We start from the raw sequence: 13,757 nt of genomic DNA, 5'->3' as shown, positions 1-13,757 counted from the left end.
GCCCTATATAAATAGATGTATTTATTCAAAAAATGGTGGCAAGCAAGCTTTTTTTATAAAAATATGATAATTTACTCGCCTATTGAAAAAAACTCCATTTTCTGCGATGATTCAGGGGTGTATATACTAACTGTCCATCCTATTTCCAAGTCTTCATTCAGAGAAACCCTAACCTATTGGGGTGCTCATAATTTTCCAGCAGGATCAGTCATTTATGTTCCCTTCAGAAATAAAAATATTTTAGCACTTGTTGAAAGTTGTGTAAGTGCACAGGAATCCAAAGCTGATATCAAAAACGCAGATTTTGTTACAAGAAAAATTGAATCCAAAAAAACAATAACAGCTGTATCACCTTCCCTTATTAAAGCCTGCCAATCTGTTTCAAAAGAATTTGCATATCCAATTGGAGCAATTATAAAAACTATAATTCCTGAATGTGCACTTACATACGCAGAGGAGGCTATAAACAAGAAGAACAAGATCACAACAAACGCAGCTGCTATCACAACACCAACATCAGCTACAAAAACAATCGCAAACACAAGTCACTCTGTAGAAAGTGAATTGATCGAAACAAAATCAGAAGGTAATGACTGGGTTAATACAGAAATAAGCTCTCGCGATATTTATGTTTTTCAAACAAACACAACAGACAGATATGGTACGTACAAAAGTATTATTAGAGAAGAATTTGCAAAAAAGAAATCAGTTATAATTATTGCTCCAACCGTTAATTCTGCGGAAGAGATTTATGAAGAACTGTCTCGTGGAATCAGCGATTACGCATACATATTACATGGTGGAATTAACAGAAAAAAACAAGTTGAAACATGGGGTAAAGCATTAAACGAAACGCATTCAATTGCCTTCATAACAACACCTTCTTTTGTTGGACTACCGAGAACTGACATCGCAACAATAATCGTAGAGAAAGAATCTTCAAGAAGTTACATTACAATGTTCAAACCTCTTTTTGATTATAGATTTCTTTTTCAGAAATGGTCAAAGGAATTACGCGCACGCCTTATTTATGGTGATGTACTACTTAGAGTTGAAACTTTATATAGAAGAGAACGCGGAGAAGTCTTTGATTTCTTCCCTATTTCAATGCGCATAGAGAAGCGTCCAAATACTATTATTGTCGATATGGCCGAGCCAATCAGAAAGGAAAAATCAAAGAAAGAAAAGGATAAAATAAATTCAAAAAATAATTTAATTTATTCTGAAGAACTAGAATCCCAGGTGGAGTATGCCGGTAAGAAGAAAGAGAAAATGATAATTTTCACTGCCCGCCGCGGTCTTGCCCCTCAAACTGTTTGCGGAGACTGTGGAACAACTGTCACATGCTCTGTTTGTGAAGCGCCAGTTGTTTTACATAATTCTAAAGTTGAAAGTAAAAGATATTTCTTATGTCATCATTGCGGACGAGAAAGAACAGCCCTTGAAGGGTGTAAAAATTGTACAAGCTGGAAACTTATCACGCTTGGAATTGGATCAGACACAATACATGAAGAAACTCTAAAGAGATTCCCTGATAGACAGATTTTTAGACTAGATAGAGATACAGCAAAAACGGACAAGCAAGCAAGAGACATCGCAAAAAGATTTAATGATAGTTCAAGTGGAATTTTAATTGGCACAGAATTTTCTTTAAATTATTTGAAACCTGTTAAGCATGTTGCTATTGCATCGCTTGATAGTTTATTTTCGCTTCCTGATTTCAGAATCAATGAAAGGATTTGCCACATTCTTTTACAGGCTCAAACTTTAGCTGAAGAATATTTACTTATTCAAACAAGAAATGCTACGCGCCCACTTCTTGGTTATATTCAAAGTGGAAATTTGAACGATTTTTACAAGTCAGAAATTGCAGACAGAAAAGCTTTGATGTATCCCCCATTTGCAATGTTTATAAAAATCACAATTGAAGCTGAAAAAACTATTGCAGCAAAAGAAATGGGTAAGCTTCAAATATGGCTTGAGAAATGGAACCCGACAATATTCCCTGCCTTTATTCCCTCCGTTGCAGGTAAGTCAATTCTTCATATGCTAATCTCCATGAATCCAAAAGCATGGCCCGATGATGAATTACGTGACATTCTAGTTAGTCTTCCTCCTGAGTTTACGGTTAGTGTGCATCCGGAGAGTTTGTTATAGATGGGACCAATTTACACATCTTTATCCCTACCCAATCTATGGAATTTTAATAATTTCTTAATATGCTACAATAGCAACATGCAAAAGTTTAGTCATTTTAAGCCTGAAAATAAGATTGTTACAGAAGAACACCCTGCCTTAAGACAGGTTTCTATTGCTATACCAGTAGAAGAGATCAAGGGCGAGTATATTCAAAGTCTAATCGCTCATATGGATAAAATGCTATCAGCTCAAATTGACGGTGTGGGTCTTGCAGCACCTCAGGTAGGCGTTCCTCTTCAGCTATTCATGGTATCTGGTAAGATTTTCCTTACAGCAGATGATAGAGAAAAAGTTATGGATGCTGAAAAAGCAAAAAAGAAACATAGAATAATAATTCCAGCAAATCTTGTTTGTATAAATCCTGAAATAATTAAAACGTCAAAAGACAAAAAATGGATGGACGGTGAGGGTTGTCTTTCTGTTAGATGGTTATATGGAAAAGTTCAAAGAGCACTGAGAGTCACGCTAAAAGCATATGATGCTGAGGGTAAATTATTTACAAGAGGTGCAAGCGGATTATTGTCTCATATTTTCCAACATGAGATTGACCATTTGAATGGTGTTTTATTCATCGATAAAGCAAAAGAGGTCAAAGAGTACGATCCTGAAGACATACTATAATTAGAGAAAGAATAATTACGGTATACTACAGACACTCTAAAAAAATTGTCAAAATAGCCTAACATTTACAAAATCGAAATGACTAACTCAAATCAAAAACAAAACTATTCTCCATTAATTTTCTTTGGCTCATCTGTAATGTCCGTCAAAGTACTAAATGCAATGCAGAGTTTTGGTATGCAGGTTGATGCAATTGTAACCGTTCCAGATAAGCCACAAGGTAGAAAATTAGTACTCACAGCTAATCCAACAAAGTTGTGGGCTATTGAACATAATATCCCCCATTTAGAATTTGCAAAATTAAATGACGAAGCCTTTGATAAGCTAAATAATTTTACAAATTCTTCAGGTTCACCAGAAAAACCAAAACTGTTTATTGTAGCATCATACGGAAAAATTATTCCAGAAAGATTTTTAGAAATCCCAGATTTTGGAGCTCTGAATGTTCATCCATCTAAGCTTCCAGAATTCAGAGGCGCTTCCCCATTACAATCAACAATACTAGCAGACAAAAACAAAACAGCGGTTACTGTTATTAAAATGGATAAGGAAATGGACCATGGCCCAATTTTTGCCCAAAAAGAAGTAGATATTGCAAGCATTGCAGATTGGCCAGTAAAATATTCTGAGTTTGAATCAATCACAGCAAACATTGGAGCGGAGCTTATTTCTGAAAATATAGATGCATATATAAATAGTGAATTAAAACTAATAGAACAGAACCATAGCCTTGCGACATTCACAAAGAAAATAACAAAAGAAGACGGACAAATTGACCCATGGACAACAGACGAATCAGAACAAAGACAAAATATTTTGAAAATTAGAGCCTTTGAGGAGTGGCCTGGAGCATATTTTTTCATTGATAAGTTAATTAAAGGAGAAACTAAAAAACTGCGTGTAATTATAAAGGATGCTGAATGGATAGATTATGCAGAAGATGGCCGCAAACTACATATAACCAAAGTGGTACCTGAAGGTGGAAAAGAAATGACCTGGAAATCTTTTCTTCAAAGTATGGAGGGTACTGGTAAAAACTAAAGCAAAAAAAATAGCCCTCATACTAGAGGGTTATTTTTTATCTTATTGTTTCTAATTATTTCGAATGCATTTTATATTGCCATCGCCCCATCTTTATTTATCCTCTTCTAAACATATTCTTAATCTTCTGTGCCCCTCTTTTAAATAGGGTGTGGCTTTTATCCTTTTCAGTAGACAAAAGATCAAATAATTCATTTTGCATCAAATCAATTGCAGAATATATATCTTCAGAAGTTCTCTCTACCCTATTTAGTTTTCCCTTACTCCAAACATTAACTTCTGCCATAAATATATCACCTGTCTTATGATGGTTAGTTGTCTTTTTCAATTCAACTTCAACCTTAGTGGTATCATTAATAAACTTCTCCACAGAGGACATCTTCTTATAAAGATAGTCTTCGATTGGTTCTGAAATATTAATGTTTGTACCTTTTATGATGATTTTCATATTTTTTCTGTTATCTAATAACAACTATATTATACACCCATCAATCGATTTTGTGTCAATTGAAACAAAATAGCGTTTTTTAACGTTACACCTAGAAATTCCGACCAAGTTTATACGCTAGATATATTCCAAGAAAACCACCTACGGCAGTCAGAACAACAGAGGTCATTGAGAAAAAACTATCACCCCACAATAATGGCAAATATCCACCAGCCGTTGACCCCACCACCATGAATATATAAATTAAGGTTTTTCTGCTCATGTAAACATTCTAACACATTTTTCTGTAGTAAATACTAATTTATTCAGCATATTTCGTTTACCTTTTATATCATAGGATATATAATAACTATCCATTATCAATTAATAATTTAAAATATTTATGACACAAACTTTAGATGCAATGAACTGGAGATACGCCACAAAAGCTTTTGATACAGAAAAGAAGCTTTCAGATGAGCAATTTAATAACCTACTCGAAGTTACAAGATTATCAGCTTCATCATATGGACTACAACCTTGGAAAATCATTGTTGTAAAAAATCCAGAAACAAGAACTGAGATTAAAAATAATTCATGGGGTCAGACACAAGTAACAGATGCTTCACATCTTGTTGTTTTTGCTATACCTACGGATTTGAATGACGCCTTTGTTGATAAGTTCATAGGTACTGTTTCTACAACTCGCGGAGTTGATGTAGCAAATCTAGATGGATATAGTCAAATGATTAAGGGAGCAATCAAATCAAAGACAGAACAAGGTGGAGTACAGGCTGTAAAAGATTGGGCTGCCAGACAAGCTTATGTTGCCCTTGGAACACTACTAACAGCATGTGCTGTAGAGAAAATTGATTCATGTCCAATGGAAGGATTTGATAGCAAGAAAGTTGATGAACTTCTTGGACTAGCTGAGCTTGGTCTTGAATCAGTTGTAATGTGTCCAGTTGGATACAGATCAGAAGCTGATACAAGTGCAAATGACAAGAAAGTTAGATTCTCAAAGGAGGAAATAGTCATTGAAAAATAATCGATTTTTAAAAATCACAAAACAAAAAACTCGCTAGCATTTCTTGCAGCGAGTTTTTTATTTAGACATAGATCGATAAAACTATTTAAATCTACTGGCGAACAGTTTGACATTTACCTAAAACATGTTATTGTCATTAACGAAACAGATCAGGAAAGCACACCGCTTTCCTCCTTTAAATTCAAACAAGAGAAACACAAAAAAATGATCAAACAGATTCCATTATGGCTTACCCCATACGTTATCGGACAGGCAAATCTCACTTACGCCGGAGAGATTTACACCTATGCCATAATCAGCGCAGAGTTTTCAACAGGAAAATATGCACCCGCAAACTTCGTCATTTTCAAAGATGGAGTACTTGCGATTAGCGATGCTTATCCGAAGGAATATCGGGAACTCGGGTTAATCCATGAAATCATTGAACCCACTAGAGACCACGATGACGGAGAGTGCTTATACGCACTGAAACAGGAACTGGAAATGGCAGAACAAGAAGAAGGAGTTAATTTACGCAAGTACATTAGCTTTAGACTTGCGTTCTTTAACGACTGGGTTACCTACTATGGTCAAAAGGAGCGGTCTCCAAAAGAGAGTTTCCTTCTTCGTAAGCTGGAGGTGAGTTACAACCACCTACTGTCATTGGTGGAGGCTCCAACAAAATAGCCAAATCATCAAAGAAGGATGACTTCTTGGAACAAAATTGTCATCGGAGTTTTGCAAATGCAATACTTCAAACCGCCGCCCCTCGAATGAGGGCGGTTTTTTATTCACCTAAATAAGCCTCCGCCACACCAAAGTACTTATTGAAGTTATGTAGCAATCTATTTAATCTATCAAAGTTTTAATTTTAGCTAAAATATTCCACACAACAATCTCTTTCAATCTACCTGAAAAATTAACTTTTCTTGCTTTATAGTCTGCAGACTTAATATGGTCTGTTAATACTACTCCGGAAATGTCGCTCACCAATCCCAGATTATCGTTATCAGTGAACCCCTCCATCTCGATGGTCACTTCATACGGATAATTCTTAATTTTACTAGTGATTGGACAAATCAAAATAGTATTAGATTTAGAATTATATATCTTTTTGGTTATTACTACAGCCGGTCTGTATCCACCTTGCTCGTGTCCTTTAATTGGATTGAAGTTTAGTTTGATAATATTTCCTTGTTCAGGTATATACATATTATATACATTGTCAATCTAGTGGTTATAATAAAAAGATATTCAATGCCTATGAAGAATACCAAACAGACATGAAGTTCCTATAAATAAATTCTAGAGAAAAACAAAAGATTTTCAGCATAACTAGTAAAATAACATCGAAGTCAGAAAGTTTTTGCTAATAAAAATGTGGCGGCGAGGGTTTCCCTCGCCGCCACCACTAAAGATCGTCCTCATGTCCAGTAATTCTGAAGCCCTCGACGAGTGCTTCTTGATTTTGTCTTGCGCCACACTCTATTTTTTCTGAATAGAGAAACTCTAAGATTTCCCGCCTTTCACGCAACTTTGCGGCCTGAGCCCGCAAACCTAGTTCCCTTCCAATTTCTGATGCTGTGACTCCGTATTCATTTGCCACAATGTGAATTACTTTTCCAATAGGTACGCCTTGATTTTCAGCTCTTTCTACAACGAGGTCTGCCAAATCACCTATAGACGGCAGAGTTTCATTTTGATCTGATGGTCTCATGATTTTATTCTCCTTTGATTAAGTCTTCACTCTTCCAATAATAGTATATCTTAAAAAACTAAAATATAAACAACATCACTCCACATTTAATTTTATAGAATCAAAATACTAGACATACCAACAACTCCGTGTTAGCATTTTGGTATGACTCAAAGTTATCAACAAATGAATAAAGGAAATTCACCCATTCACAACATTGGTGCGTTTTTTGCCATGTTCCTATCAACAGACGCAGGAACATCAAAACTTATATTCAGCCGTGATAATTTTAACTCAAACTCTTAGATACAAAATATTTAATCAATTTTAGAACTATCTCGGCTGAGTAAAAGCCGAGATTTTTTCTTGTATTTTTTTACTCAGCACTAGCCAAAAAAAACGACACCAACAATAGAATAAAATTGATTATGAACCTACAAAAACGGACAATCGTCCAATATGTCACACTCACGTCACTCCTGAGCTTCGCAAGAGGCGCAATTGCGGCGGTATACGTATCATTCCTCATTTCCAATGGTTTAAACCTACTTGAAGTGAATTTGGTAAATTTAGTCTATTTTTCAACCCTATTTATTTGTGAGATACCAACAGGTGCCTTTGCAGATATTTTTGGAAGAAAATCTTCATTTGTTATGTCGTGTTTACTCACGACAATCGGTGGATTCATGTACGCCTATTCAAAATCATTCTGGGGCTTTGCAGCATCAGAAGCAGTTTTGGCAATTGGTGCAACTTTTGCAAGTGGGGCCTTTAAAGCCTGGCTTGTCGATAAACTACAACATCATGGATACACAGAATCACTGCATAAGGTCTTTTCCAGAGCACAAATTTTTAGCTTAATCGCTGGAATTATTTCTGCTTTAATTGGATCTCAACTTGCAGACATCAGTATTGAATTGCCATGGATATGGCTTGGGTTTTTCTCGCTTATAACGGGAATAATCGCAATGTTCTGGCTTAAGGAAGAGTACTTCGTCAAAAAAGAATTTTCCTTCAAGCTGGGGCTCTCGGCGATGAAAGAAACCACCAAGCAAAGTATTGAATTTGGTATCAACAACAAAGTGATTAGATTCCTTTTGGTTGCTGGTCTTATTCAAGTCTTTGCCGTGCAAGCTCTAAACATGCAATGGCAACCATACTTCTTAGATTATCTTCATGACAAAAAATCTTTAGGATACATTTGGGCAGGTATGATGCTTGGACTAACGGCAGGTTCACTACTTGCTAATAAATTCCTAGCATTAGTTAAGGATGAAAAAAAGGCCTTAACTATTTGTCAGCTGTTAATTGGATTTGGGACATTAATTATTACGATAATACCATTTCCAGTAGGCATCGCAGTGTTTATTCTCCATGAAATTCCAAGAGGTATGTTTGCTCCGCTGAAAGATAAGTTCCTTCAAGATAACATTCCCTCACACGCAAGAGCAACGATAAGCTCCTTTGAAGCCATATCACCCCACCTTGGTGGTATGATTGGACTATTTGCGAGTGGATACGTTGCGAATCGTTTTGGGATTCCATCAGCCTGGATAATGTCGGGATCGCTTATGATTATTCTGACACTTATGGTTGCAAAAAATGGGCACAACAAAAAAGCCGGAACTGGAAGGCTCTAAATTTTCAGTCTGCACAGCTACCAAGCTGTGCAGTTTTTTTGCATATTTTATAACATGCAGACCGTACTTAACTTAGATAAATATTAAAATTAAATAAAACAAAAACCCCACCATACCGAAACGGAGGGGTTTCCGTTTGGATGATGAGGTAAATTTAGAAGGAATAATAATTAGCCACAAGATCTCAATCAGACGATCCTCCAAAAAAACAGACTTCATGGAACATAATTTGCTTTTCCGTGCTAATACGATACGCAACATCAAATCTGTCGCTTTCAGCTGGTATAAATGACTGAATCAATTCAACAATCAATCTCTCCAAAGTTATAACTTGGACATAAACACTACGGCGAATCGCGCCATCGTTCCGCAAAAAATTATTAAAACTTGGATTGTCATCATGAACCCCATTACCAATGTCCTCAAGAACACTTTCTTGTGACTGAAGACCTGTATTACTTTCAACTATTTTGAGAAGAGTTTGAAGACGAACGATTTTAAGCAAATCCTCCGCTAAGACATCAAATTTAGGAACGACTACTGTGCCCCAACCCGGTGAGTACGCCACTAGGCGTGACTCAGGTAAGCCGTGAATTTCTACTGTTTGAGCTAAAATATCTGATACGATTTGAATAATGTTCATACTATTATCTATTGTTTGGTACTTCATTGTTTAATTTGGGGTCAGGCACCATGGTGCCTGACCCCAAATATTATCTACCTGACAGGTTATGCTAATTGTAATCAATAGTCAATGAGATGTATTTTACTATCTATTTGGGTCAACGAGCAAAAAATGCTAATATAACCTCAATGGAAACTAATACCCCATGGGACGTAATAGTAGTAGGTGGTGGACCTGCTGGCATGATATCGGCAGGAAGAGCAGCAGAATGTGGCGCTAAGGTTCTTCTTATTGAAAAAAATGAAACACTAGGTAGAAAACTTTTAATTACAGGAGGAGGAAGATGCAATGTTACAAACTCGGAATTTGATATTAGAAAGTTTCTAGAAAGATTTAAAGACGATGGTAAATTTTTATTCTCTGCTTTCTCGCAACATAGTGTAAAAGACTCGCTGGATTTCTTTCACAAATACGGAATGGAGACAAAGGTAGAAAATGAATTACGAACCTTCCCTGTTTCGAATAAATCACAATCCGTCTTGGACGTACTAGTGAATTACATGAGAGAAAATAAAGTTGAAGTTTTATCCAACTCCCCAGTTATGGGTATTGCTGTAGAGAATGATGAAGTTGCAACTAGAAAAATAGTTGGAATAACACTAAAGGGCAAAAAAGTGATATATGGAAAAAGTGTAGTCATTGCAACCGGTGGTGCTTCCGCTCCTCTTACCGGCTCAACCGGCGATGGCTTTGTGTGGCTAAAAAGTATAGGACATACTGTAATTGACCCTATTCCCTCACTTGTTCCACTAGCAATAAAAGACGAGTGGGTTCCAAAATTAGCTGGTATTAGCATGACAGATATAAAGATTTCCATTTTTCAAAATGGTAAAAAACATTTCTTTAAGAAGGGAAAAATTCTTTTCACACACGTGGGCGTAAGTGGACCAACAATACTAAATATGAGTAGAGATATTGGAGATCTTCTGAAGTATGGAGAAGTTACTGTCTCCTTAGACCTATTACCATCAGAAGACTATGGAGTTTTAAATACTAAACTTCAAGAGCTATTTAAAGAACATGATAAAAAGAAATTTAGAAATGCTCTTGTAAATATCGTACCTTCTGCTGTCGCACCCATCATTGTAGATCTATCATTAATTGATCCAGAAAAGGCCTGCAATAGCATTACCAGAGAAGAGAGAATCAGACTTATAAATCTACTAAAGGATGTACCACTTCATGTTGAAAAACTGCTGGGAGTGGACAAGGCAATAATTACAAGCGGAGGAGTTTCTCTTGATGAGGTCGATTTTAAAACCATGTCCTCTCGCCTATTCCCCAACCTATACCTTGTTGGCGATATACTGAACGTTGACAGGCCTTCTGGAGGCTTTAGCCTTCAGTTATGCTGGACAACAGGTTTTGTTGCCGGCGAGGCTTCTGCTAAAGGGCTAAGGCGATAATAGTAAGGGTAATAAGGAGTGGTAGCACAAGGAGATAACAATGATTAGGATAAGGGAGGTTGTATTTTGTGCACTTTCTTGGTACTATTGTGAACATATCCGCCCGTAGCTCAGTTGGTAGAGCAGTCGCCTCTTAAGTGAACGGTCGTAGGTTCGAATCCTACCGGGCGGACAAGAGTTCAATAACTCTATAATACTATAGGATCTTAAAACATCTTCTGGTATTATATAAATATTGAATTCTTAAATTCAGAAGAATCATAAATATGGGCGAGTGGCGGAATTGGTATACGCGCTAGTCTTAGGAACTAGTTCCGTAAGGATTGAGGGTTCGAGTCCCTCCTCGCCCACCATAAACAAAACAACATACACACCCGTGTATGTTGTTTTGTTTAATATGAAGGGAGAGAGGGTGTGCTTTGAGGCACATACGTGAGGGACGAGAAAAGCTTTGCTATATTTTGAGAACCTGAAAGATTCGATAAAATTGCAAAGGTGTACTGGGGCAGTATGCACCGAGTCCTTCCTCGCCCACAGAAAAAATACACAGACGCAAGTCTGTGTATTTTTATTTTGTTAAAAGTAGAGCACTTTTCAAGACTATATTTCCTCGCCCATCAAAAACAAAACAGCATATACAATTTGTACGTGCTGTTTTATTTGAGTCTCTAGAGCTTCTGTATATTCTGAATCTGACTTGTCGGACCTCCAACTGTGTTTGAAATAACTCTCATTATTCCAAAAACAGAAAACATAATAGCGATACCAATAATACCCCATAAAATGTGACTCCTGCCTGTTTCTCTAGCTTTTGGATCTGAAGCTCCTTTTATATAATCAAAAACTCCCCATGTGAAAACAACCATAGCTACCGCGAAAGCAAGTACAATAAGTGGATTAAGAATATACCTACTAATTGAGGTTATAAGGGTCATCAATGCTGGTGGTACAGTTCCTGACATAATTAGTTATAAATTACTATTTAAGCTGAATTGAACCTCCTGCTTGTGGTAGACCAGGACCTGATGGAATATTTTGATTTAGACTGAATGTGCTTGTTAAAAGGTTAACTAGTCCCCATACAGAAACCATAACAGCAAGAGCTATAATCCCCCAAATTATATAGCCTCTAGCTTCTGTTCTAGCTTCGGAATCCTTAGCTGAGAATACCAATCTAAAAATACCCCATAGGAAAAATAGTACAGTAAGACCAATGATAAAGGGAATAAGTCTATTTGTGAAATCAGTAGCTTGGGCCAAAAGGCCGTAAAGTCCACTAATTCCAGTTGTTGAATTTGTCATAATTAAATTATTTTATTAAATACTAAGTTATCTTTTACTAAGCAACATAAACGTCACTTAATACTATTATACCCTATTATTTAAAAGTTATATACACAATTAAAGAAAAACTGTGGATTCTAAAATATAGAAGTATTTGGGAATCCCGGCACCATTGGAGTAACACTACCAAAACCAAAAGATGAGGTTAATAAATTAACTAGCCCCCATACAGAGACCATGATAGCTAATGAGATAATTCCCCAAACTATATACCCTTTAGCCGTCTCTCTCTCTTTTGAATCACTGCTCGCAAAAATCAATTTGAAAAGTCCCCATATAAAGACAACTAGAGTTAGGCCTATTATAAAACCTACAACTCCATTTATAAATGAAATTAGAAATACTATTACTCCCTTTGCTCCTATTTCTCCTGTCATTGTATTTTATAATTAATAATAATCATATTACCATGTATCAGATTAATTTAGCTGAGGTATCATCAATCCGCCTGAAAAGAATGTAGTGGTTAGAAGATATACCAAACTCCAAACTGAAATCATAACAGCCAAGCCTATTATCCCGTATGTAATATATGCCAGACCCTCCTGTCTTTTCTTACCATCGCCAGCAGCTGTCATGGTTCTAAATATTCCCCACAAAAAAACTACAAGTGCTAATGCAACGATGAATGGTACAACGTAACTTCCTAATATATCTATCATGCCAACTACAAGGCTTTTCAGGTCTGTTACATTACCAACCTGAGCTAAGAGTGAATTTTTACTTTCTAACATTTTTTTAAATTATATTGATAATAGTCTTATTTGACTGATGATGTAAAACACTTTATTGCCCGCTACCAACCTGCTTAATTGTTGTCTGAACTACTATGGCAATAGCCTGAGCACCGAATATTATCGCAATACCTATTACAACATAAAGCAGCATTGATTTAGCTGTCTTTATCTTTGCAGGATCACCATTTGCCAATACAAACTTAAGACCTGCGATTATAATGAAAACAACAGACAAAACTCCAGCAATAACCTGAACGGAAGATATAACAATGCCAAGCACCTGACTGAGAGTTGTTGTTGAACCAAGGGGGTTATGAATTTTACCATCATTTATTTGAGCAAAAGCAATTGAGTGGGCGGTTATAAAGTCTACACCAAAGATAACAAGAAGCATTAAAGCTCCTGTAACCATGAATAAGATTAATCTAGTGTTTTTCATTTTATGTTGTTATATAATTTTTTCGTAAAAAGTTTGGTCAACGCCTAAGCTTGTTAGTATAAAGTATACAATAATCCAAGCACAAAGGGTATATACCATTCCCCAAACAACTTTATACAACATATCCTTAGCTTTCTTAACCTTTGATGCATCTCCACCAGAAGTTATATACATCATACCCGCATACAATAGAACTATAACAAAGACTATACCTATTAACTCAATAGCATATTGAACCATGGCATTTATTAAATTAATTAAATCTTGCCATCCACATGGAGTTGATCGGGTTGTACAGATAAGTAAAAGATTTGAAACAGGGTTTGAACCCGTACTTTGCGCAAAAACTTTGCTAACATTTAGAAAACCAAATAATACAACCGCAAGTGTCAACAAGGTAGACCAAACTGTATTTTTGCTTTTCGCAAAGTTTTCCTTTTTCAATAATTTATTTTTTATTATTTTCATCAAATCTATCTATTATTATAATTATCT

18 protein-coding genes and 2 tRNA genes are annotated in these 13,757 nt (G+C 36.1%); 9 read left to right on the top strand and 11 right to left on the bottom strand.

Annotated features, from left to right (window positions below; translation table 11 throughout):
- Window positions 1-63 precede the first annotated feature (63 nt).
- The 3 genes from WCQ00_03665 to WCQ00_03655 all read left to right on the top strand — a co-directional run bounded on the left by WCQ00_03665 (window position 64) and on the right by WCQ00_03655 (window position 3,861).
- On the top strand, window positions 64-2,157 hold the full coding sequence (locus WCQ00_03665; GenBank protein MEI6042632.1) for a hypothetical protein: 2,094 nt from the start codon (window positions 64-66) through the stop codon (window positions 2,155-2,157).
- 78 nt (window positions 2,158-2,235) lie between these two features.
- Window positions 2,236-2,820, top strand: coding sequence for a peptide deformylase (gene def / locus WCQ00_03660; GenBank protein MEI6042631.1), 585 nt, complete (start codon window positions 2,236-2,238; stop codon window positions 2,818-2,820).
- Window positions 2,821-2,898: 78 nt separating this feature from the next.
- Window positions 2,899-3,861, top strand: a complete 963-nt coding sequence (locus WCQ00_03655) for a methionyl-tRNA formyltransferase (GenBank protein ID MEI6042630.1) — start codon at window positions 2,899-2,901, stop codon at window positions 3,859-3,861.
- A 97-nt stretch (window positions 3,862-3,958) separates the two neighbouring features.
- Here the strand turns inward: WCQ00_03655 and raiA are convergent, their stop codons facing one another.
- Both raiA and WCQ00_03645 read right to left on the bottom strand, forming a co-directional pair.
- Complete coding sequence (raiA, locus tag WCQ00_03650) at window positions 3,959-4,309, bottom strand: ribosome-associated translation inhibitor RaiA (protein MEI6042629.1); 351 nt, start codon at window positions 4,307-4,309, stop codon at window positions 3,959-3,961.
- 91 nt (window positions 4,310-4,400) lie between these two features.
- Window positions 4,401-4,571, bottom strand: coding sequence for a hypothetical protein (locus WCQ00_03645; protein ID MEI6042628.1), 171 nt, complete (start codon window positions 4,569-4,571; stop codon window positions 4,401-4,403).
- Between the two features lie 120 nt (window positions 4,572-4,691).
- On the opposite strand from WCQ00_03645, the gene WCQ00_03640 reads away from it, so the two are divergent.
- Window positions 4,692-5,336, top strand: a complete 645-nt coding sequence (locus tag WCQ00_03640; GenBank protein MEI6042627.1) for an NAD(P)H-dependent oxidoreductase — start codon at window positions 4,692-4,694, stop codon at window positions 5,334-5,336.
- A 204-nt stretch (window positions 5,337-5,540) separates the two neighbouring features.
- Window positions 5,541-6,002, top strand: a complete 462-nt coding sequence (locus tag WCQ00_03635; GenBank protein MEI6042626.1) for a hypothetical protein — start codon at window positions 5,541-5,543, stop codon at window positions 6,000-6,002.
- A 162-nt stretch (window positions 6,003-6,164) separates the two neighbouring features.
- On the opposite strand, the gene WCQ00_03630 is transcribed toward WCQ00_03635, so the two are convergent.
- Window positions 6,165-6,527 carry a type II toxin-antitoxin system PemK/MazF family toxin gene (locus WCQ00_03630; protein MEI6042625.1) on the bottom strand — a complete coding sequence of 121 codons (363 nt, stop codon included), beginning with the start codon at window positions 6,525-6,527 and terminating at the stop codon, window positions 6,165-6,167.
- A gap of 199 nt (window positions 6,528-6,726) precedes the next feature.
- On the bottom strand, window positions 6,727-7,032 hold the full coding sequence (locus WCQ00_03625; protein MEI6042624.1) for a hypothetical protein: 306 nt from the start codon (window positions 7,030-7,032) through the stop codon (window positions 6,727-6,729).
- A 407-nt stretch (window positions 7,033-7,439) separates the two neighbouring features.
- Here WCQ00_03625 and WCQ00_03620 point away from each other — a divergent pair, with 407 nt between their 5' ends.
- Window positions 7,440-8,651, top strand: a complete 1,212-nt coding sequence (locus WCQ00_03620; protein ID MEI6042623.1) for an MFS transporter — start codon at window positions 7,440-7,442, stop codon at window positions 8,649-8,651.
- Between the two features lie 184 nt (window positions 8,652-8,835).
- Here WCQ00_03620 and WCQ00_03615 read toward each other — a convergent pair whose 3' ends face one another.
- Window positions 8,836-9,321, bottom strand: coding sequence for a hypothetical protein (locus WCQ00_03615; GenBank protein MEI6042622.1), 486 nt, complete (start codon window positions 9,319-9,321; stop codon window positions 8,836-8,838).
- A gap of 143 nt (window positions 9,322-9,464) precedes the next feature.
- On the opposite strand from WCQ00_03615, the gene WCQ00_03610 reads away from it, so the two are divergent.
- The 3 genes from WCQ00_03610 to WCQ00_03600 all read left to right on the top strand — a co-directional run bounded on the left by WCQ00_03610 (window position 9,465) and on the right by WCQ00_03600 (window position 11,095).
- Window positions 9,465-10,742, top strand: a complete 1,278-nt coding sequence (locus WCQ00_03610; GenBank protein ID MEI6042621.1) for an NAD(P)/FAD-dependent oxidoreductase — start codon at window positions 9,465-9,467, stop codon at window positions 10,740-10,742.
- 99 nt (window positions 10,743-10,841) lie between these two features.
- Window positions 10,842-10,914 (top strand) — tRNA-Lys (locus WCQ00_03605).
- A 96-nt stretch (window positions 10,915-11,010) separates the two neighbouring features.
- Window positions 11,011-11,095: transfer RNA gene (locus WCQ00_03600), tRNA-Leu, on the top strand.
- Between the two features lie 315 nt (window positions 11,096-11,410).
- Here the strand turns inward: WCQ00_03600 and WCQ00_03595 are convergent.
- The 6 genes from WCQ00_03595 to WCQ00_03570 form a co-directional block, all read right to left on the bottom strand.
- Window positions 11,411-11,704, bottom strand: coding sequence for a hypothetical protein (locus WCQ00_03595; GenBank protein ID MEI6042620.1), 294 nt, complete (start codon window positions 11,702-11,704; stop codon window positions 11,411-11,413).
- A gap of 16 nt (window positions 11,705-11,720) precedes the next feature.
- Complete coding sequence (locus WCQ00_03590) at window positions 11,721-12,044, bottom strand: hypothetical protein (protein ID MEI6042619.1); 324 nt, start codon at window positions 12,042-12,044, stop codon at window positions 11,721-11,723.
- 119 nt (window positions 12,045-12,163) lie between these two features.
- Window positions 12,164-12,463 (bottom strand): hypothetical protein, encoded by a 300-nt coding sequence (locus WCQ00_03585; GenBank protein MEI6042618.1) that lies wholly within the window; start codon window positions 12,461-12,463, stop codon window positions 12,164-12,166.
- A gap of 42 nt (window positions 12,464-12,505) precedes the next feature.
- Window positions 12,506-12,820, bottom strand: coding sequence for a hypothetical protein (locus tag WCQ00_03580; protein ID MEI6042617.1), 315 nt, complete (start codon window positions 12,818-12,820; stop codon window positions 12,506-12,508).
- A gap of 52 nt (window positions 12,821-12,872) precedes the next feature.
- On the bottom strand, window positions 12,873-13,262 hold the full coding sequence (locus tag WCQ00_03575) for a hypothetical protein (protein ID MEI6042616.1): 390 nt from the start codon (window positions 13,260-13,262) through the stop codon (window positions 12,873-12,875).
- Between the two features lie 9 nt (window positions 13,263-13,271).
- Window positions 13,272-13,730, bottom strand: a complete 459-nt coding sequence (locus tag WCQ00_03570) for a hypothetical protein (protein ID MEI6042615.1) — start codon at window positions 13,728-13,730, stop codon at window positions 13,272-13,274.
- Window positions 13,731-13,757 lie beyond the last annotated feature (27 nt).

It is taken from the genome of bacterium (assembly GCA_037127815.1).
Taxonomy (GTDB): Bacteria; Patescibacteriota; Minisyncoccia; order Phycocordibacterales; family CAIZLB01; genus CAIJKW01.
Note: the sequence above shows the minus strand (reverse complement) of the source record. Positions and strands in the feature narration are given on the sequence as shown.

Coding starts and splice junctions, on each gene's coding strand:
- WCQ00_03595 (MEI6042620.1), bottom strand. CDS start 11,704: ATGTCAGGAACTGTACCACCAGCATTGATGACCCTTATAACCTCAATT.
- WCQ00_03635 (MEI6042626.1), top strand. CDS start 5,541: ATGATCAAACAGATTCCATTATGGCTTACCCCATACGTTATCGGACAG.
- WCQ00_03645 (MEI6042628.1), bottom strand. CDS start 4,571: ATGAGCAGAAAAACCTTAATTTATATATTCATGGTGGTGGGGTCAACG.
- WCQ00_03625 (MEI6042624.1), bottom strand. CDS start 7,032: ATGAGACCATCAGATCAAAATGAAACTCTGCCGTCTATAGGTGATTTG.
- WCQ00_03585 (MEI6042618.1), bottom strand. CDS start 12,463: ATGACAGGAGAAATAGGAGCAAAGGGAGTAATAGTATTTCTAATTTCA.
- WCQ00_03610 (MEI6042621.1), top strand. CDS start 9,465: ATGGAAACTAATACCCCATGGGACGTAATAGTAGTAGGTGGTGGACCT.
- raiA (MEI6042629.1), bottom strand. CDS start 4,309: ATGAAAATCATCATAAAAGGTACAAACATTAATATTTCAGAACCAATC.
- WCQ00_03665 (MEI6042632.1), top strand. CDS start 64: ATGATAATTTACTCGCCTATTGAAAAAAACTCCATTTTCTGCGATGAT.
- WCQ00_03630 (MEI6042625.1), bottom strand. CDS start 6,527: ATGTATATACCTGAACAAGGAAATATTATCAAACTAAACTTCAATCCA.
- WCQ00_03655 (MEI6042630.1), top strand. CDS start 2,899: ATGACTAACTCAAATCAAAAACAAAACTATTCTCCATTAATTTTCTTT.
- WCQ00_03575 (MEI6042616.1), bottom strand. CDS start 13,262: ATGAAAAACACTAGATTAATCTTATTCATGGTTACAGGAGCTTTAATG.
- WCQ00_03620 (MEI6042623.1), top strand. CDS start 7,440: ATGAACCTACAAAAACGGACAATCGTCCAATATGTCACACTCACGTCA.
- def (MEI6042631.1), top strand. CDS start 2,236: ATGCAAAAGTTTAGTCATTTTAAGCCTGAAAATAAGATTGTTACAGAA.
- WCQ00_03590 (MEI6042619.1), bottom strand. CDS start 12,044: ATGACAAATTCAACAACTGGAATTAGTGGACTTTACGGCCTTTTGGCC.
- WCQ00_03615 (MEI6042622.1), bottom strand. CDS start 9,321: ATGAAGTACCAAACAATAGATAATAGTATGAACATTATTCAAATCGTA.
- WCQ00_03640 (MEI6042627.1), top strand. CDS start 4,692: ATGACACAAACTTTAGATGCAATGAACTGGAGATACGCCACAAAAGCT.
- WCQ00_03580 (MEI6042617.1), bottom strand. CDS start 12,820: ATGTTAGAAAGTAAAAATTCACTCTTAGCTCAGGTTGGTAATGTAACA.
- WCQ00_03570 (MEI6042615.1), bottom strand. CDS start 13,730: ATGAAAATAATAAAAAATAAATTATTGAAAAAGGAAAACTTTGCGAAA.